General features: G+C 60.5%; 17 protein-coding genes, 1 tRNA gene and 1 pseudogene. 12 read left to right on the top strand and 7 right to left on the bottom strand.

Features of this window, described 5'->3' with window-relative positions; translation table 11 throughout:
- Window position 1: 1 nt before the first annotated feature.
- Window positions 2–77: transfer RNA gene (locus QZ564_RS16285), tRNA-Thr, on the top strand.
- Window positions 78–314: 237 nt separating this feature from the next.
- Here QZ564_RS16285 and QZ564_RS16290 read toward each other — a convergent pair.
- Window positions 315–670 (bottom strand): annotated as a pseudogene (locus QZ564_RS16290) (DDE-type integrase/transposase/recombinase); the annotation flags it as partial.
- On the opposite strand from QZ564_RS16290, the gene QZ564_RS16295 reads away from it, so the two are divergent.
- The 3 genes from QZ564_RS16295 to QZ564_RS16305 all read left to right on the top strand — a co-directional run bounded on the left by QZ564_RS16295 (window position 657) and on the right by QZ564_RS16305 (window position 4,113).
- Entirely contained in the window at window positions 657–1,244 is a 588-nt protein-coding gene (locus tag QZ564_RS16295; protein WP_297112229.1) for a cytochrome c, read from the top strand. The pseudogene QZ564_RS16290 and the gene QZ564_RS16295 sit on opposite strands and share 14 nt — an antisense overlap.
- Window positions 1,245–1,327: 83 nt before the next feature.
- Window positions 1,328–3,697 carry a heavy metal translocating P-type ATPase gene (locus tag QZ564_RS16300; protein ID WP_297112232.1) on the top strand — a complete coding sequence of 790 codons (2,370 nt, stop codon included), beginning with the start codon at window positions 1,328–1,330 and terminating at the stop codon, window positions 3,695–3,697.
- Between the two features lie 62 nt (window positions 3,698–3,759).
- Window positions 3,760–4,113 carry a hypothetical protein gene (locus QZ564_RS16305; protein WP_297112234.1) on the top strand — a complete coding sequence of 118 codons (354 nt, stop codon included), beginning with the start codon at window positions 3,760–3,762 and terminating at the stop codon, window positions 4,111–4,113.
- Here the strand turns inward: QZ564_RS16305 and QZ564_RS16310 are convergent.
- The 3 genes from QZ564_RS16310 to QZ564_RS16320 form a co-directional block, all read right to left on the bottom strand.
- The gene (locus tag QZ564_RS16310; protein WP_297112237.1) at window positions 4,104–5,549 is read right to left on the bottom strand and encodes a multicopper oxidase family protein; all 1,446 of its coding nucleotides are present in this window, start codon (window positions 5,547–5,549) and stop codon (window positions 4,104–4,106) included. The genes QZ564_RS16305 and QZ564_RS16310 overlap by 10 nt on opposite strands.
- Window positions 5,550–6,002: 453 nt before the next feature.
- Complete coding sequence (locus tag QZ564_RS16315; RefSeq protein ID WP_297112239.1) at window positions 6,003–6,482, bottom strand: DUF411 domain-containing protein; 480 nt, start codon at window positions 6,480–6,482, stop codon at window positions 6,003–6,005.
- A 121-nt stretch (window positions 6,483–6,603) separates the two neighbouring features.
- Window positions 6,604–6,804, bottom strand: a complete 201-nt coding sequence (locus QZ564_RS16320) for a heavy-metal-associated domain-containing protein (RefSeq protein WP_297112241.1) — start codon at window positions 6,802–6,804, stop codon at window positions 6,604–6,606.
- 172 nt (window positions 6,805–6,976) lie between these two features.
- On the opposite strand from QZ564_RS16320, the gene QZ564_RS16325 reads away from it, so the two are divergent.
- The 6 genes from QZ564_RS16325 to QZ564_RS16350 all read left to right on the top strand — a co-directional run bounded on the left by QZ564_RS16325 (window position 6,977) and on the right by QZ564_RS16350 (window position 13,018).
- Window positions 6,977–9,505, top strand: coding sequence for a heavy metal translocating P-type ATPase (locus tag QZ564_RS16325; protein WP_297112243.1), 2,529 nt, complete (start codon window positions 6,977–6,979; stop codon window positions 9,503–9,505).
- The gene (cueR, locus tag QZ564_RS16330; protein ID WP_191773637.1) at window positions 9,502–9,963 is read left to right on the top strand and encodes a Cu(I)-responsive transcriptional regulator; all 462 of its coding nucleotides are present in this window, start codon (window positions 9,502–9,504) and stop codon (window positions 9,961–9,963) included. Before QZ564_RS16325 ends, cueR begins: the two co-directional genes overlap by 4 nt.
- A 136-nt stretch (window positions 9,964–10,099) precedes the next feature.
- Window positions 10,100–11,515 (top strand): MFS transporter, encoded by a 1,416-nt coding sequence (locus QZ564_RS16335; protein WP_297112248.1) that lies wholly within the window; start codon window positions 10,100–10,102, stop codon window positions 11,513–11,515.
- A 47-nt stretch (window positions 11,516–11,562) separates the two neighbouring features.
- Window positions 11,563–11,706, top strand: coding sequence for a hypothetical protein (locus QZ564_RS16340; protein WP_297112250.1), 144 nt, complete (start codon window positions 11,563–11,565; stop codon window positions 11,704–11,706).
- Between the two features lie 65 nt (window positions 11,707–11,771).
- Window positions 11,772–12,044: a glutaredoxin family protein gene (locus tag QZ564_RS16345; RefSeq protein ID WP_297112252.1), complete on the top strand. Its 273-nt coding sequence runs from the start codon at window positions 11,772–11,774 to the stop codon at window positions 12,042–12,044.
- Window positions 12,041–13,018, top strand: a complete 978-nt coding sequence (locus QZ564_RS16350) for a 2Fe-2S iron-sulfur cluster-binding protein (RefSeq protein WP_297112254.1) — start codon at window positions 12,041–12,043, stop codon at window positions 13,016–13,018. The genes QZ564_RS16345 and QZ564_RS16350 overlap by 4 nt, the downstream gene beginning before the upstream one ends.
- Window positions 13,019–13,058: 40 nt before the next feature.
- Here QZ564_RS16350 and QZ564_RS16355 read toward each other — a convergent pair whose 3' ends face one another.
- The 3 genes from QZ564_RS16355 to QZ564_RS16365 form a co-directional block, all read right to left on the bottom strand.
- Entirely contained in the window at window positions 13,059–13,589 is a 531-nt protein-coding gene (locus tag QZ564_RS16355; RefSeq protein WP_297112256.1) for a DUF6692 family protein, read from the bottom strand.
- A 7-nt stretch (window positions 13,590–13,596) separates the two neighbouring features.
- Complete coding sequence (locus tag QZ564_RS16360; RefSeq protein WP_297112258.1) at window positions 13,597–14,439, bottom strand: FecR family protein; 843 nt, start codon at window positions 14,437–14,439, stop codon at window positions 13,597–13,599.
- Window positions 14,440–14,792: 353 nt separating this feature from the next.
- Window positions 14,793–14,987: a hypothetical protein gene (locus QZ564_RS16365; RefSeq protein ID WP_297112260.1), complete on the bottom strand. Its 195-nt coding sequence runs from the start codon at window positions 14,985–14,987 to the stop codon at window positions 14,793–14,795.
- Window positions 14,988–16,097: 1,110 nt separating this feature from the next.
- Between QZ564_RS16365 and QZ564_RS16370 the strand changes: the two genes are divergently transcribed.
- A complete protein-coding gene (locus QZ564_RS16370) occupies window positions 16,098–16,766 on the top strand; it encodes a haloacid dehalogenase type II (protein WP_297112262.1) in 669 nt (222 codons plus the stop codon).
- Window positions 16,767–16,827: 61 nt separating this feature from the next.
- The coding region (locus tag QZ564_RS16375; protein WP_297112264.1) for a phosphotransferase at window positions 16,828–17,445 on the top strand (618 nt) is incomplete at its 3' end.

Genomic DNA, 17,445 nt, shown 5'->3' on the forward strand with positions numbered 1-17,445 from the left:
TGCCGGTATAGCTCAGTTGGTAGAGCACCTGATTTGTAATCAGGGGGTCGCGGGTTCGAACCCTGCTGCCGGCACCAGAAATTTCCAGGATTTGTGCGCTCTTCATTCGAATTCATCTCTGGTTCTCTCGCCACTCGGTTTACAGTTTTTGCCACGGTTTACAGTTAACCCGATATTGTGGCTTACGAACCAGATGACTCAAGCTTTTGCATCACTGTGTCAGCGCTACCTGCGAGGTAGTGCTGACGGATGACGCGTTCGCATTCTTTTTCGTCATGACTGAATAGCCCCGCGTTCTGTAGACACCTTCGGGGTTAGATTTGGTGTCGCCGTTCGAACTCGACGGGTGAGAGCATGCCGTTGCGGACGTGCTTGCGGGTCGGGTTGTAGAACATCTCGATGTAATCGAACGTGGAGTGAACCAGATTGTGGTGTCGCAGAAAGCTGGCCCAGTCCATGCTGGTGAACTGAGAGCCTTGGTTGGAATGAATCAACAGCGTATTCTGTGACTTGCGGCGCCAGACCATCATGTGCAGGGCCTGCAGGACGACCTCGTGGTCTGCCGGCTTTGCAGCGACCAGCCGATGGCGCGGCGCGAGAACTGGTGGATGACCACGGCCAAATGGGCAAAGCCCTCCATGGTCTTGATATGGGTGATGTCGGTCACCCAGGCGGTGTCCGCAGGCGAACCCTACTACCCAGCGTTTCCGTATGAGTTTTACACCAGCCTGACTGATCAGGACCTTGCGGATTTGTGGTCTGCGATCCAGGCGACGCCTCCTGTCAGCCGGTATGATCAACAACATGATGTCGGCTTTCCGTTCAATATCAGAAGCGGCCTTAAAATCTGGAAGTCGTTCTTTGAAAGGCCCCACGTCCCTGCGCCGAATCCAGACCGCACCGCGGCCTGGAATCGAGGCCGCTATCTGGTGCTTGGGCCCGCGCACTGTGCTGCCTGCCATACGCCGCGCAATCTCATTGGCGGCTTGCCTTCAGACATGACGCTTGCCGGCGACCCGAACATGCAGGACGGCGGGCAGTCACCCGCCTTGACCAGTTCCGATCTCCGCGCGAAGGGGTACACTGTTGAAGCGCTGGTCCGCGCTATAAGGACCGGCATCGGTCCTGACGGCGATGCATTTGGAGGCTCGATGGCCGAAGTGGTGCATGGCAGTACGGCCTATCTGCTTGATCGCCACCTGCAGGACATGGCGACATACTTGCTGGATTTGGACGAGCCCTGATCTGCTCCGAGGTCTATGATGAATCTGGGTTGACCTTGCCACGGTAGGAAGGTGCAAGATTTCTGGCTCCCGGAGGTGCCACCATGCCAAACGCCCACGTCCACCACCACGCCCATGCGCATGGTCACGCGTCGCATCAGCATGAAGCCAAGTCGCCGCCTACCTTGGTCAAGGACCCTGTGTGCGGCATGGACGTGGACCCATCGACGGCCAGGTTTCAGGCTACCTTCGAGGGTCGAACCTTCTATTTCTGCTCGCAGAACTGCCATGACAGGTTCGCGGCAAATCCGGAACAATATGCTGCAGCGGTCCCGGCGCCGACCAAACCCGCGCCCGCCGGGACCATCTGGACCTGCCCCATGCACCCGGAAATCCGGCGGTCAGAGCCTGGCTCCTGCCCAATATGCGGCATGGCGCTGGAACCGGAAATGCCTACGGCCGACGATACTCCTAGCCCTGAGCTACGCGACATGACGTTGCGTTTCTGGGTCGGCACGGCGCTCGCCGCACCGGTCTTCGTCTTGGAGATGACCGCGCATCTGGTCGATCTGCACGGTGTCCTTTCCGGTCAGGCACTGAACTGGATTCAGCTCGTTCTGGCCACGCCCGTCGTTCTCTGGGCCGGATGGCCATTCTTCGAACGCGGCGTAGCGTCGGTGGCCAATCGAAGCCTCAACATGTTCACGCTGATTGCCATGGGGATCGGCGTGGCCTGGCTCTATTCGATGCTGGCGACTTTGGTGCCGGACATCTTCCCGCCATCCATGCGCGGAATGGATGGAGCCGTGCCGGTCTATTTCGAAGCCGCCGCGGTCATAACGGCCTTGGCGCTTCTTGGACAGGTTCTTGAACTCCGGGCCCGTGAACAGACCTCGGGCGCGATGAAAGCCTTGCTCGGTCTCGCACCTAAGACTGCGAGGCGCATCCGACCGGATGGATCCGACGAGGAAGTCGAGGTCGACGCGGTGATGGTCGGCGACCATCTGCGCATTCGGCCCGGCGAGAAAGTGCCGGTCGACGGCACCGTCCTGGAGGGGCGGAGTGCCGTCGATGAATCCATGGTCACCGGAGAATCAATGCCAGTCACGAAGGTCGAAGGCGCGCGGCTAATCGGCGGAACGATCAACCGCTCCGGCGGCCTGGTCATGCAGGCCACCGAAATCGGACGCGACACCATGCTGTCGCGCATTGTTCAACTGGTCGCAGCAGCGCAAAGGTCGCGAGCGCCAATTCAGCGGCTTGCCGACCAGGTTTCGGGCTGGTTCGTGCCCCTGGTGATTGTCATAGCTCTCCTCGCCTTCCTGGCCTGGATGGTCTGGGGCCCCGAACCTCGCCTGGCGCACGCCCTGGTCGCCGCAGTTTCAGTTCTGATCATTGCCTGTCCATGCGCCCTGGGTCTGGCCACGCCCATGTCCATCATGGTGGGCGTGGGCAAGGGCGCCCAACTCGGTCTCCTGATCAAGAATGCCGAGGCCCTGGAGCGGCTAGAAAAGATCGATACGATCGTGGTCGACAAGACTGGCACGCTGACGGAGGGTCGACCAAGCCTCACGCGGGTAATACCTGCGGATGGTTTTGACGAGACCCAGCTCCTGACGCTTGCTGCCAGTCTCGAACGCGCCAGCGAACATCCTCTGGGCGTGGCCATCGTTGCCGCAGCGGAGGACCGCAAACTCAACCTCTCTGCGCCGAGTGACGTTGACTCTCCTGTCGGCAAGGGCCTGACGGGCATAGTCGAAGGCCGCCGGGTTCTGATTGGCAGCGCAAAATATCTCGAGGCCGAGGGCGTGGAACTGGGCAATTGGCGATCCCGCGCCGACGATGTACGCGCCGAGGGGGCGACGGTCGTTCTTGTCGCGGTCGACGGCAATGTCGCTGGTGCCCTAGGGATAGCCGATCCAATCCGTGCCACGACCGCAGAAGCGCTTGCCGACCTGCGGAGCCAGGGCATGAGTGTGGTCATGATGACGGGCGACAATGCTGTCACCGCCAAGGCAGTCGGCGCAAAGCTCGGGATCGACAATGTCGAAGCCGATGTCCTTCCCGAGCGCAAAAGTGCAGTGGTCGAGCATCTGAGAAGCCAGGGCAAGGTCGTCGCCATGGCTGGCGATGGTGTCAACGACGCACCGGCCCTTGCGGCGGCTGATGTCGGTATCGCCATGGGCACCGGCACCGACGTGGCTATGGAAAGTGCTGGCGTGACCTTGCTCAATGGCGATTTGATCGGCATTGCCAGGGCAAAGCGCCTGTCGCACGCCACCATGCAGAACATCCGCCAGAACCTGTTCCTGGCCTTTGTCTATAATGCGGCCGGTGTCCCCATCGCCGCAGGCGTGCTCTATCCGGTCTTTGGGCTGACCTTGTCTCCGGCCATTGCGGCGGCGGCCATGGCCTTGTCATCGGTGAGTGTGATTGGCAATTCGCTACGCCTGCGTTCAACCCGGATCAAATAACGGGGGGCCGGCGTAACCTGTCGATAAGGCGGCGGTGGTAGGTCCAGACAGGGGGGTCTACCATGCTCAACACGCTTAAGACTAATCTCAGCGAGCTTTTGCACCTCAGCAAGGACGCGCTTCACATCCACCTGGGGCTGGCGATCTATCTGATCGTCTTCCTGACACTGTCCCGGGGCCGCCGGTATTGGCTCCCCTGGGCGACCGTGCTCGCGTTTGAACTGGCCAACGAGGCCGTCGACATCTTCCATCATGGTCCGTCCACAGCCGAACTTGGTGGCTCGGCGAAAGACATGGTCAACACGATGCTCTGGCCCACTGTGCTCCTGGTCGGGACGCACATCTTGCTCCGCCGCGCCCATCGGATTGACGGAGCGGGCGGAGCAGAGAGCTCGGAGGCTGGGGGTCAGCCGTAGACCACTTCGGTCATCATGCCAGTGGCCATGTGGTAGAGGTTGTGGCAGTGGAACAGCCAACGTCCTGGATTATCAGCATCGAAGCTGATGCCGACCGTGGCCATGGGCGGCACTAGAACGGTGTCGCGCACCGCGCCGCTCAAGGCCCGCCCGTTGAGGGACGTGACCTGGAAATGATGACCATGCAGATGCATGGGATGGGCCATCATCGAATGGTTCATGATCTCCAGCGTCACCCTTTCGCCCTCAGCCACCGTCAGCGGGCGGCGATTGGGCCAGGGGGCATTGTCCAGGTTCCAAGCATACGGTGCCATTGACCCCATGATCATGGTCTGGATCGTCCGGTCGACTGCCCTCGACGTCAGAGGATGGCGCGAGACCAGCTTTTCCTCCAGTGACAGATCGACTGGCGCCTCGACCTCTGCGGCCATTCGCGAAATCTTCGGAATCTCGGCGCCGTTGACGGCAATGATGACGCCGGTGCGGTCCGCGAGGCCCTCCACCTGCGCCAACACCGGAACCACCGATTTGCCGTTCATGTCGATCAACAGGTCGAGCCGTTGGGCTGGTGTCATGGGGAAGCGATTGCCAGCGATCGGTTCGACGTCATTGCCGTCCACCGCAAGAACTGTCGCCTCGGCATCTCCCAGATTGATCCAGAAAGCGCTTGAGGTCGCCCCATTGATCAGGCGCAGCCTGACCCTGCCATCGGGTTCGGTCCGGATGATCTGCGGGTCCTCGAGCGTGCGATCATTGGCGAGGAAAGCATCATAGGCGACGTCGTTGAGGTCCATGGCCATCATTCCATGGTCCATGCCGTCCATCATCATCCCACCATCCATGGGCATGGCGCCGCCCGACATGTTGTGCATGTCGTGACCGCCGGCCTGCCCGCCGGTCAGTTCGGCAAGGATGTCATCTGGGCTGCGGAAAGTGAAATCGTGCAGCAGGATGGTTTCATCCTGCATATCGGCTTTTTCGTCCTCAGCGGTATAAACGACGAGCGGCGCGGCGAGCAGAGACTGCTCCTGCAGCCCGTGATGGGAGTGCATCCAATGCGTCCCGCTCCGTGCCGGAAAGTCGAAGGATCGTGTTTCCCCCGCTGCCAGCGGCGAGACATAGCCGGTGTCGGATACGCCGTCCTGAGCGGGATCAGGGACCTGGCCGTGCCAGTGAATGATGGTTTCATCGCCGATTTGGTTTTCGAGGTCGACCAGAAAGCGTTCGCCGGCAGGCAGAAACAGACCTTGTCGCCCGTCCTGGGCACGAATGCCGAAGACGTTTGCCGCTTTGCCCACAACGTCAATGACGCGCCGCTCGGCAACCAGAGTGCGGGGCGCTGATTGCTGGGCCAGCGCGAAGCGCGGCAGGGCCACGCTACCGGCGAGGGCGAGTGATGCGCCAACAAAGGCGCGGCGAGAGAGCAGAGTGCTCATGGAAAACTCCAATATCTGAAAGAGGCATCGGCCCGGAGGCCATCAACGGAGCTTCAGATATGGATAGGCGGCCTAAACAGAGGCGGCTGCCAGGACGGAGACCCTTGGGTCAATCTCGGAAGCGCGGCAATTCGGGACGTGGCAAAGGCCAACTCGGCCGCAAGAGACAGTGGCAAGCCCATACAGGAGGGGCAAAGCTGTTGAGCACAATCGTCCACCGCCAGTTCGCTTGCATGGCCTGATTTTTTTGGACCATGACCATGATGGTCGCAGGGTTGGGCTATGGTCGTTTCAGCGTGATGCGTTGCGGCATGTCCCGTCGAAGCAAAGACCATCGAGGCGTTGAGCGTCAGCGCCATCAACAAGGTCATCAGTGCTTGAACTATGCGCTTCATGTGTGCTCGAGGAATGACTTCGTTTTCATCTCGTCCCGTTATCTGGCGGGGTCAAGGGTTACACACGTTGGTGACCGGCGAACCGCATGAAGACAAAATCACCCGAACCATCGAATGCCATCACGTTGTACTCATCGGGGTCGCGCCCTGCGGGACCTTCCATCCCTGGTGAGCCAAGGGGCATGCCAGGAACGGCCAGACCTTGGATCTGCGGACGCTTATCAAGCAAGGCAATGACGGCTTCGGCCGGTACATGACCTTCAATCACATATCCGTCAATTGTCGCCGTGTGGCATGAACGAAGCTCGGTAGGTACTCCGAGATTGTCTTTGACGGTCTCCATCTCCTCGATCTCTTCCACATCGATCGCAAATCCGGCCTGCTCGAGGTGGCGTGCCCATCCGGTGCAACAACCACACCAGGGATCTTTCTTGATCGAGATCACCGGGGCTGCGGCTTGCGCCAGCGCCGGAGTCATCAAGGTCGCGCCCGCGAGGCTCAGGGCGCCAATGGCGAAAATACGTCGGCTGATCAGCATGGGGGACCTTTGCAGTCAAGGAAACCGGTCAATTGATGACCTGTCATTCTGGCCGCGAGATGGCAAGCCGAACAAAGCGACCATAGGACCGCTATGCCCGGCTGCCATTGATCTGGCGCAATCAGGCGGCCAGCGTGCCAGAATATCCCGCTAGCTTGATGGCATCGGCAATGTCCTGCGCGGGGCGGGCCGTTTCCACCTGCACTTTGCGGGCGGCGACGTCGATCTTGATTTCGCAAGTCGGGTCGGTGCTTTTGACGGCCTTCTCAATGGTCGAGGCGCAATGGCCGCAGGTCATGTCAGAGACAGTGAAGTTATACATGTCGTGTCCTTTCTGGTTGAGGCACGATGGAAGATGGTTCTTCCCACGGTGGGAGGGTCAAGGCCCGATCTGCAGATTTTTTAATCTAGGAACTTTCTCGCAAAAAAGCGCTTGACCTTACCAACGTTGGAAGCCCCAGATGGAGTGGCAGTCAAAATGAAAGGACTGCAAAATGTCTACGGACACCATCACTTCCGGATCCAGTTTCGAGTTCCCCATTGAAGGCATGACCTGCGCCTCCTGCGTGCTGCGGGTGGAAAAGGCGATTGCCGCCGTTCCTGGTACGATCAAGGCGATTGTCAACCTGGCCACCGAGCGGGCGAGTGTTGAAACAGATGGATCCGTGCAACTGAGCGCGATCATCGCCGCCATCAACTCGGCCGGCTACGAAACCAGCGTGGAAAGCTTCGAACTCGAAATCGAGGGCATGACCTGCGCTTCATGCGTCGGACGCATCGAGCGGGCCCTAACCGCCGTTCCCGGCGTCATCAGCGCCAGCGTCAATCTCGCCACTGAAAAGGCAACCATTAGTGCGACTGGTGGCCTGGTCACGCGTACCGTGCTCGAAGCCACGGTCAAGGAGGCCGGCTACGACGTGCGTCAAATCGCGTCCGAGGCCGGGGCCGAACCGGTGCCCGCCAGCGATCGCAAGGCGGCGGAGGCGCGCAAGCTCAGCTGGGCCTTCGGCATTTCAGCCGTCCTGACCGCGCCGCTCTTCGTCATGGAAATGGGCTCGCACTTCATTCCGGCGGTGCACATGTTCATCATGAACACCATCGGCATGCAGACCAACCACTATCTGCAATTCATCCTGGCCACCGTCGTCCTGTTTGGGCCCGGCCTGCGCTTTTTCCAGAAGGGTATTCCGGCCTTGCTGCGCGGCGCCCCGGACATGAACTCGCTCGTCGTCCTGGGCACGTCGGCCGCCTGGGGCTTCTCTGTCGTCTCCACCTTCTTCGGCGGTCTGCTGCCTGCCGGCACCGCCAATGTCTATTATGAAGCGGCAGCGGTCATCGTGACGCTGATCCTTCTCGGGCGTCTCCTTGAGGCGCGCGCCAAGGGCCGCACCAGCCAGGCCATTCAACGCCTCGTTGGCCTGCAGGCCAAGACTGCTCGCGTTGTACGCGACGGGGCCGTGATTGAACTGCCGCTCGAGGCCGTCCGTGCTGGCGACCGCATCCAGATCCGCCCCGGCGACAAGGTTCCGGTCGATGGTGTCGTGCGGTCCGGCGAGTCCTACGTTGACGAAGCCATGATCACCGGCGAGCCTATTCCCGTCCGTAAGGGCGAGGGTGACGAAGTCGTTGGCGGTACGATCAACAAGACCGGCTCCTTCGAATTCGAAGCCACCAAGGTCGGCGCTGACACGCTTCTGGCGCAGATCATCCGCATGGTCGAGGCCGCCCAGGGATCCAAGCTGCCCATCCAGGCACTTGTCGATCGCGTCACCGGGGTCTTTGTCCCGGTCGTTATTGCAATCGCTCTGGCCACCTTTGCCGTCTGGTTTGTGTTTGGCCCGTCGCCGCAGCTCACCTTCGCCCTGGTCAATGCCGTTGCCGTGCTGATCATCGCCTGCCCGTGTGCCATGGGCCTGGCGACCCCGACCTCTATCATGGTCGGTACTGGCCGCGCTGCCGAACTGGGTATCCTGTTCCGCAAGGGCGAAGCCCTGCAGACCCTGCGTGATGTGCAGGTTGTTGCCCTCGACAAGACCGGCACCCTCACCAAGGGTCGTCCCGAATTGACCGACCTGATCGTGACCGAGGGCTTTGATCGCACCGAGGTTCTGCGTCAGGTGGCAAGCCTCGAAACGCTCTCGGAGCACCCAATTGCCGAAGCGATTGTTGCCGCGGCTGAAAAGGGCGGGCTGGTTCTGACGGCGCCCCAGGGCTTTGAGGCCACGCCGGGCTATGGGATTTCCGGCATTGTTGAAGGCCGCAAGGTTCTTGTCGGTGCCGATCGCGCACTGGCCAAGGTCGGTATTTCAGTCGACCACTTTGCCGGCAATGCCCGCCAGTTGGGTGATGAAGGCAAGAGCCCGCTCTATGCCGCCATCGACGGAACGCTTGCCGCCATCATTGCCGTGGCCGACACGGTCAAACCGACCAGCCGCAGTGCAATTGCTGCTCTCCATGAGCAGGGCCTGAAAGTGGCGATGATTACCGGCGACAATGCTCGCACGGCCAACGCCATCGCCCGCCAGCTCGGCATAGACGAAGTGGTTGCCGAGGTGCTGCCCGAAGGCAAAGTCGACGCGATCAAGCGTCTCAGGGCCAATGGTCGCAAGCTGGCCTTCGTGGGGGATGGCATCAATGACGCGCCGGCACTGGCCGAGGCCGATGTTGGCCTGGCCGTTGGCACCGGAACCGACATTGCCATCGAGAGTGCGGACGTTGTTCTGATGTCGGGTGATCTGCGCGGTGTGTCCACCGCTCTGTCGATCAGCCGGGCAACGATCCGCAACATCAAGCAGAACCTGTTCTGGGCTTTCGCATACAATGCTACACTGGTGCCGGTTGCTGCCGGGATCGCCTATCCTTTCACGGGTATGCTGCTCTCGCCGGCCCTTGCCGCTGGCGCCATGGCTCTGTCGAGCGTCTTCGTGCTCGCCAATGCCCTCCGCCTGCGCTCGTTTGGAGCGCAGGGTGGCGCAAGCGACAGCCGCACGGCGGCACCGCTTGAGCTGGAGTATGCAAAATGAATATCGGACACGCTGCAAAGGCCACCGGCATCTCGACCAAGATGATCCGCTACTACGAGACCATCGGTCTGATTACACCGGCACATCGCTCGGATGCAGGCTATCGCGTCTACACCGACCACGACATTCACGCACTGCGCTTCATCAACCGGGCTCGGGATCTTGGTTTCTCAGTCGAGCAGATGCGCGATCTCCTGGCGCTCTGGCGTGATCGCAGCCGCGCCAGCGCCGACGTGAAGTCGATCGCGCTCGAGCACGTCGCACGACTGAATGAAAAGGCGCTTGCACTCCAGGCAATGAGTAGAACACTGGAACATCTTGCGGAGAATTGCCATGGTGATGACAGGCCGGACTGCCCGATAATTGAAGAGTTCTCAGTATCTCCGGCACCAAAAATTCTCACCAAGAGAAAGCCTAGATTTGGTGTTGCGGGAGAAATTGATCCGCATACTCATTGACGATTTAGGGCGGTGAATATTCACCGCCTTTTTTATTTGAAAACTTTGTTGTTTGGGGCCTTGACTCTCCCAGCGTTGGGAGCCGGACACCGGGGTTAATCGCAATCGGCGAGAAACCTTATTCTGGGGAACTCCAATGCAAAAGTTCACACCGGATCCGAAGAGATGGGCCGCTCTGGCATTGCTGTGTGCCGCCCAATTCATCGTCATCCTCGATACCTCCATCATCGGCGTGGCACTGCCCGCCATCCAGGCCGATCTCGGCTTTTCCGCCAGCGGACTGAGCTGGATTTTCAACGCCTATGTCATCGCCTTTGGCGGCCTGTTGCTGCTCGGCGGAAGGTTGAGTGACCTATTCGGCGCCCGCCGCGTTTTCACGACCGGCTTTGTCATCCTGACCGCCGCCTCCCTGCTGGCCGGCCTCGCTGCGAGCCAGGAAATCTTGCTTGCCGGACGCGCGCTGCAGGGCATCGGTGCGGCATTGATTGCACCCTCAGCCCTCACCATTGTCATGCGCCTCTTCGGACACAATGGCGCTGAGCTGGGCAAGGCATTCGGCCTCTGGGGTGCCGCTGCAGCGGCCGGCGGTTCGGCCGGTGTCTTCCTCGGCGGCGTGATCACCGAGTGGATGGCCTGGCAGTGGACCTTCCTCATCAACGTGCCGCTTGGCCTGATCGTGCTGGCCGCCGTCCCGGCTGTCCTGCGCAAGTCCGAACGGGCACGCGGCAAGGTTGACTGGTTCGGCGCGATCACTGTCACCGGCGCGCTGGTGTCGCTGGTCTATGCCATTGTCACCATCGAGACGGCCGGGCTTGGCTCGCCGCTGATCCTGTCGCTGCTCGGCATTTCCCTGGCGCTCTTCGTGATCTTCCTGATTGCCCAACGCGTCCGCCGCGAACCGCTACTGCCCCTGGGCATCTTCAAGGCGCCCAACCTGGCCGCCGGCAATCTGGTCATGGCCCTGCTGGGCGCGGCCTGGATCCCGCTGTGGTTCTTCCTCAACCTCTACCTGCAGCAGATCCTCGGTCTCTCTGCCCTCGCCAGTGGCCTTGCGCTCCTGCCGATGACGGTTCTGATCATGATCGTGATGGTGGGCTTCTCCGGCAAGCTGATCGGCCGGTTCGGACCCAAGACCAATCTCATCCTCGGCCTTTTGCTGATGGGGGCGTCCCTCATCCTCTTCGCTAACCTGCCGCTGGATGGTTCCTTCGTGATCAACGTCCTGCCGGCTTCTCTACTGGCGGCGTTGGGCATGGCCCTGGCCTATATCCCGGCCACCATGTCTGGCATGGCAGGCGCCAAGCCTGAGGAAACAGGTCTGGCCTCAGGCCTCATCAACACCACCTACCAGATTGGCTCGGCCATTGGTCTTGCAGTCATGGTGGTGATCTCCACCGCCGGCTTCGGCCATGGCAGCGCCGGCCCGGCAGAAATGCTCCAGGGCTTCCAGGCGGCGTTCCAGGGCGCAGGTGTCGTCGCAGCCGTTGCTGCTCTGGCAACACTCCTCCTCATTCGCGGCGGCGCCGCCCAGCGGGAGGTGCCGGTGGGCTAAACCCCAGGCGTGGCGGGCTTCGGCCCGCCATGTTCCGGCAGATCATCATGTTCGAAGATTTCACATTTTACCTCAATGCCCCACCGCCAGCTCGTCGGCGTTTTCGCCTGCCGCTTTGGCTGCGCGGCAAGAAGCAACGTCCGCCCCTCAGCCCGCATCTGCTCAGGGACATCGGACTCGACCCGCAGTGAACGAACCGCCTTTGTCGCTCGTCACCATCATGGGAGCCAAAAGCTCCACAACAGGAGGACTACCAATGCAATCCCTGTCCGCCCCCACCATCGAACTTTACACAACCCCGACCTGCCCCGATTGCCGACAGCTCAAGACGTGGTTCGATCAGCTTGGCATCCCCTATCAGGAACACGACCTTGCCCGCCCGGGCGTGGCCGAGGAGGCCAAGGCACGCACCGGCGTTCGGGTCGCACCCATCACGGTGGTCGGAACCAAGGTCTATTATGGCACTCATGACACCCAGCGCGCGCAGTTGCGCCAGGAATGGCCGGCACTGTTCGGAGCCGGGCGATGACGACGCTCCGCCTTCCCCAGGTGCAAGCACGCGTCACCGTGACCGAAGAGCAAACCGTGCTCGAAGCCGCACTCGACGCTGGTGTGCAGTTTCCCCATAGCTGCCGGTCTGGCCGCTGCGGGGCGTGCAAATCCCGCCTGCTTTCGGGCGAGGTCATGATGCGCGAACACTCGCCTTTCGCTCTCGACGTTGCGGAACGGGACTTGGGATACATTCTGGCCTGCCGCGCTGTGCCGCTGACGGACGTCGCCGTTGCCTGGAGCAATGAACAGGTCGTCGCTGGTGCCCAGGCCCGGATCGTCGCGCTCCACACCATGGCGACCGAAATCTATCGGCTGGTGCTCCGGCCCGATGAGCCGATTGCCTTCTCGCCCGGCCAGTTCTTCGAAATCGAACTGGCGCCTGGCATCACCCGCAGCTACTCGGTGGCCAGCGAGCAAGGTTCGCTTGAGCTTGAGTTTCACATCCGCGCAATTGCCGGAGGTCGCGCCTCCAGCATCCTGGCGGGGGAACGCGAACTGGGCGACCTTGTCCGGATTTCCGGACCGTTTGGCAGTGCCATCGGTGCCGACCAGACCACGGGGCCAATCCTGGCGATTGCCGCCTCGACTGGCCATGCACCCGTCCGGTCGATTCTGAGCTCGAGCTACGGCCGACGTGTGCATCTGGTCTCCTTTGCGCGCCAGCGCGACGGCTTCTATCTCAATAGCCTCTACACGCAAGCGGCCGAGGCAGACACCCGCTTCACCTATCAGGCGATCATGACCGGCGCAGCCGCACGGAACGCGTCGGCATCGCCTTTGGCCGAGGCCATCAGCCAGCTCGATTGCGACTTGCTGTCAGGCCAGGTCTATATCGCCGGTCCGCCGGGCTTTGTTGACGCGGCAGCTGAGCTGGTGTCGGCCCGGCAGTGCCTCACCGGTATCATCCTGACCGACAGGTTCGAGTTGAGCGCCGCCGCGGCCACAAGTTGATCGGACGGATCGGCGGAGACCTACTGCCGATCCATTCCGTCTATTGGCAGCGCAGATAGCCCAGATAGCCCGCTTGCAGTTGATCGCCGATCGCCAGCTCCATGATCACTTCGGGCAGGTCCTGGTCCATCAGCTCCGCTATGCCTTGGCCATCCCTGCCGGCAAGGGTCAGGCGGAGGTCGCCACCGGCAAACGCGCCCATGCTGTCACCTTCGATCCGTACCACATTGCCGGACAGTCTGACCGCTGCGATGGTGCCGGTGGTGCCCGGGCCGACCGCCAGGGCTGGCTGACTGTCCTCGGTATAGACAAATGTGCACATGGCTCCTTCAGGCAGGGCCGCGGAAACGTCCTCCTGAGCGAGGAATTGTGGGTCGATGACCGGCACATCGGCACTGGCCAGGGCCGCTTCGACGCTGTCGACCAACGGCGCAGGCGTTTTCGGATCGACCGGCTGTTTGCCGTCTTCGGCGATAGAGGCGAGCAGGTACTTCATCTCCGAAATTTCCTTGTCCTGGGCATATATGATCTCGTCGGCCAGCTTGCGCACGCGGCCGTCTTCGATGAACAACGCAACTCTATGGGCGTTCCATCCCATTGTTGCCCTGCCCCCCCTGCCCGTCCGACGGCTTATTGTTGCCATTTCCGTTTTGGCTGGGGGCACCGGGATTGTTTGCCGCTTCATTCCTGCCACCCGAAGCTCCCTCGCCTCCGTGTGAATTTTGCCCCGGGTTTTCATTTTGCGCGTTCGCTCGATTTTCAACACCCCTGGCGTTGGCAGTCACGGGCAGGGACTTATTGGCTTGCCTCTCAAGTGCTGCTTCTCTAGCAGCAGCAGCTACGGCCTTTCCGTCAATGACGTAGATGACGTCTTCAGAGCCAGGTCCTGATACTCGCACCGGCCTCATTTGGCTCGCCGCCGCGCTCTGCCCAGGGTGCAGATCCACCGAGGTGTTGGTGACGAAGTCGCGCACTTCCACAACGCCTTCATCCACGTCGACACTTGCCAGACCATTTCGATAGGTCACTGTGAATTGTGTACCCTTAACAATGGCGACCATCACGGGGGTCTGAACAGAAAAATGCTGTACGTTCCGTTTCTCCGCCTCGACGCTTACCGTTCCCAAAACCTGAACGATCCGCGTCATTCGGTGTGTTTCTGCCTGGTTGATTACAATTTCGGTGCTGCCGCCCAAAGTGATGGATTCTCCGCCCCGCTGGAGCTCCACCCGGGCGCCGCTCGTTGTGCGGATTTTGGCAGCGTTGGGAATAGTGTCGCCTCGTGCCAACGGCATCCATGCACCGTCGACGAACTTCTCGACCTGACCCTGCAAGCGCTCTGCCGTCCAGTCCTCGGCGAATGCCGACGGAACGGAGGCAAATAGCAGGCTTGAAACGATAATGGCGCCTAGCTTGAGCATGGGAGCCTCCCCATTGAGATAGTTCCAAGCAACCAGCGCCCAATTGGCTTTACAGAGTCTTTATTTGACCGCGGCGCGGCACTGTCTTTGCGGACGTCCTTGCTTAAAAATTTTTAATTCCAACGGAATTAGAATAAAGTTTTTCACGATCTCAAGCGAACGTGCTCGACAGTATTCGGCTGGGAAGCGATGGAAATTAGCCATCCTACGCTTTGCATGGGGTGGGCAGGGCGAAGCCCCCTTGAGGCAGCCACAACCTTTGGCTCGACGCAGACACAGCTGAGGTAACTCTGCAATTGCGCTGGCCGGGCCCCGTGGCTTAGCCATGGTCTGGGCGCATATGCAATACCAATTCAGCGACGCTCCAATGCGGCGATTAAGTTGGCGACCTTTTCCGCGCTTTCGGTGACGGCGATAACGTTGTTGCCTCCCGAGACCCGGATCTGGCATCCGCCTGTCTGATCGGTAAACGACACGATGTGCGCGACATTAACATAGACCGCCGGGCGGCCGACACCGACAGCGCTCGTCAACTTCACGACAATCATTTTCGGCTCGTCCCTAGGTCATGACACGCTGACAACACTACGTTCTGGAGTGAAAATATCCGTTAAGCTGTCTTTCCATCGCTTTCAGCGTCAACTCGAAGCGGTGGCCATGAAGGCGACGCTTTGCCCACTTTCCATTCATGTAGATGAATGACGCAGGATAGATATGGTGCCCCGCAGAGGATGATGGCCTCGACGTGCAACTTTTGCTCTCGCTATACCGTCATCACCCTGCTTCAGTATGAACGCCTTCTGCGCGTCCGAAAACTTCGATGCCTTCATGGCTCTCCGCTCCTTCTCCCAACCGGAAAAATACAGCGGAAAACTCTAATTCTGAACGATCCAGCTTTTGGGGATCAGAGCATGATGTTTGGCCCCAAGCGGCCCGTTTTTCCAGTGCCAGACTGCTGGCAAATTCGCTGAGCGTGGGTAGCCCCTGCGCACACCACTCCCTTCTGGCGTGTGATCGTCCCGTTCCTCGTAGTCGAAGTCGTCGTCGTATTTCAGCGACGGCGTGTTGACCGAGCTGGTGACACGCTGGATCCAAGTGACTTCATCGATGAAAATGCCAGCGTCGGATAACGCTCAGTAACGCCATGTCGATCACTCCATAGCCCCCGCTGCAACAGCCAGGGCAAGGTTCAAACATGGGTCAAATCTCAGTGGAAATATCCCAGGCTACTGGGTTACTTCTCAGTGGCAATCAACACTTTATGGTTCAGGGAATACGGACCGGCCGCTCTCAGGAAATCGAATTAGTGGTCTGAACGGCGGGAATGGGCGCATCTGCCCGGCAAGTTATGGAAGCCCCTGCCCTACAATCACCGCGCCAGCGCCTGATGTGTGGCCGTAATCTGCCGGTTCGGATTGGCATCCACACCTCGAATACCTGCCATTCCTCTGCCACGAATAATGGAACCTTTCCGGTGATTAGATGTGACATGCTCAGACCTGGAGCAAGCGCAACTGGCCAACGTTTCTTGCCCGCATACCGCACTGTCCAAGCGGCCGGATGGAGCGAATTCTGCCAATCTGAAATGCACTCCGGCACATTATTCCAGACTTCCGTGACTAGCCTGTGGGTAAATCCACACCATAGGAACCAGGAACATGGATCGCTTTCGGCCCAAATTCGTAACCTTCGATTGCCACGGCACGCTGATCAACTTCCAAATGGCGGAGGCAGCACGTGACCTGTTCGGTTGCCATCTGGACGGTCCGCGCATGGACGAGTTCATCAAGAACTTCCAGGGCTACCGTATCGATGAAGTGATGCAGGCCTGGAAGCCCTACGCCGAGGTCGTCCACAACGCCCTCGAACGCACCTGCCGCCGCAACAATGTTGCCTTCCAGCCAGAGGATGCGGAAGCGATCTACAACCGCATTCCCACCTGGGGACCACATCCGGATGTGCCTGAGGGACTGGCGAGGCTCGCCAAGGAAGTCCCTCTGGTTCTCCTAACCAACTCGATGAATGCCCAGATCCACTCAAATGTCGCCAAGCTCGGGGCGCCGATCCACGCCGTCTACACGGCAGAGGATGCTGGTGCCTACAAGCCGCATTACCAAGCATTCGAATACATGTTCGACATGCTCGGGTGCGGCCCGGAAGACATCACGCATGTGTCCTCTTCCTTCCGCCACGACCTGTTCTCCGCCTATGACCTGGGCATCAAGAGCAAGGTTTGGGTCAATCGTGGCCACGAACCGGCCAACCCCTTCTACGAATATACCGAGATCAAGAGCATCTCGCAGCTGCCGGGCGTCTTCGGCATCTGACGCTCGAGGATGCTAGGCCTGCTCGCCCGGCATCCCTTCCTTTCGGGGCTTGGAGGCGGAATTGCACACCTTTGATGATCCAATCCTTGGTGACCAGGCCGCCTGGCCAGGCGCCGCGGGTCCGACCGACGCTTACTTTCGCGCCGCCGCAGCGAGCCTGGCGGCACGGCCAGACCGTGACGAAACTGACACGTCAGCGGCACTGCTCAGTCGCCATTACGGACTGACCGGCACGATCACGACCCTCTCTTCGGAGGTCGAACGCACGGCTGAAGTCCGCTTGCCCGACGGACGTCGGCTGATCCTCAAGACATCGAGCCGCCCCGAAGCATCCGACAGTTTCCGTTTCCAGGCCGCGGCCCAGTCCGGTCTGGACGGCGCCAGAGGCTTCGTTGTTCCAAGAGTACTCAGCACTCGGAGCGGGAGCCTGACCTTTGAAGCAGAGGGCGTTCGCGGCTATCTGCAGACCCGAATCAAGGGCTCGCCACTGCATCAATTGCCTCCAACGCCGGACCTGCTGTTCCGCGCCGGCCGGTCCCTGGCTTTGCTCGACCGCGCTCTCAAGCAGATCGAGCCGCCAGCAGCTCATCGACCGGTACTCTGGCATATCGGATGCTGGCCGCATCTTATGTCATTCGCGCCGCATCTGCCGCCCGGCATGGTCGCCGACCAGGTCGGG

Source organism: uncultured Devosia sp., from assembly GCF_913055165.1.
Lineage (GTDB): Bacteria > Pseudomonadota > Alphaproteobacteria > Rhizobiales > Devosiaceae > Devosia.

Bases quoted from the DNA above. Each gene is read 5' to 3' on its own strand.
- QZ564_RS16300 (WP_297112232.1), top strand. From the start codon at position 1,328: ATGCCAAACGCCCACGTCCACCACCACGCCCATGCGCATGGTCACGCG.
- QZ564_RS16345 (WP_297112252.1), top strand. From the start codon at position 11,772: ATGCAATCCCTGTCCGCCCCCACCATCGAACTTTACACAACCCCGACC.
- QZ564_RS16320 (WP_297112241.1), bottom strand. From the start codon at position 6,804: ATGTATAACTTCACTGTCTCTGACATGACCTGCGGCCATTGCGCCTCG.
- cueR (WP_191773637.1), top strand. From the start codon at position 9,502: ATGAATATCGGACACGCTGCAAAGGCCACCGGCATCTCGACCAAGATG.
- QZ564_RS16310 (WP_297112237.1), bottom strand. From the start codon at position 5,549: ATGAGCACTCTGCTCTCTCGCCGCGCCTTTGTTGGCGCATCACTCGCC.
- QZ564_RS16340 (WP_297112250.1), top strand. From the start codon at position 11,563: ATGTTCGAAGATTTCACATTTTACCTCAATGCCCCACCGCCAGCTCGT.
- QZ564_RS16365 (WP_297112260.1), bottom strand. From the start codon at position 14,987: ATGATTGTCGTGAAGTTGACGAGCGCTGTCGGTGTCGGCCGCCCGGCG.
- QZ564_RS16295 (WP_297112229.1), top strand. From the start codon at position 657: ATGTCGGTCACCCAGGCGGTGTCCGCAGGCGAACCCTACTACCCAGCG.
- QZ564_RS16305 (WP_297112234.1), top strand. From the start codon at position 3,760: ATGCTCAACACGCTTAAGACTAATCTCAGCGAGCTTTTGCACCTCAGC.
- QZ564_RS16335 (WP_297112248.1), top strand. From the start codon at position 10,100: ATGCAAAAGTTCACACCGGATCCGAAGAGATGGGCCGCTCTGGCATTG.
- QZ564_RS16370 (WP_297112262.1), top strand. From the start codon at position 16,098: ATGGATCGCTTTCGGCCCAAATTCGTAACCTTCGATTGCCACGGCACG.
- QZ564_RS16325 (WP_297112243.1), top strand. From the start codon at position 6,977: ATGTCTACGGACACCATCACTTCCGGATCCAGTTTCGAGTTCCCCATT.
- QZ564_RS16350 (WP_297112254.1), top strand. From the start codon at position 12,041: ATGACGACGCTCCGCCTTCCCCAGGTGCAAGCACGCGTCACCGTGACC.
- QZ564_RS16315 (WP_297112239.1), bottom strand. From the start codon at position 6,482: ATGCTGATCAGCCGACGTATTTTCGCCATTGGCGCCCTGAGCCTCGCG.
- QZ564_RS16360 (WP_297112258.1), bottom strand. From the start codon at position 14,439: ATGCTCAAGCTAGGCGCCATTATCGTTTCAAGCCTGCTATTTGCCTCC.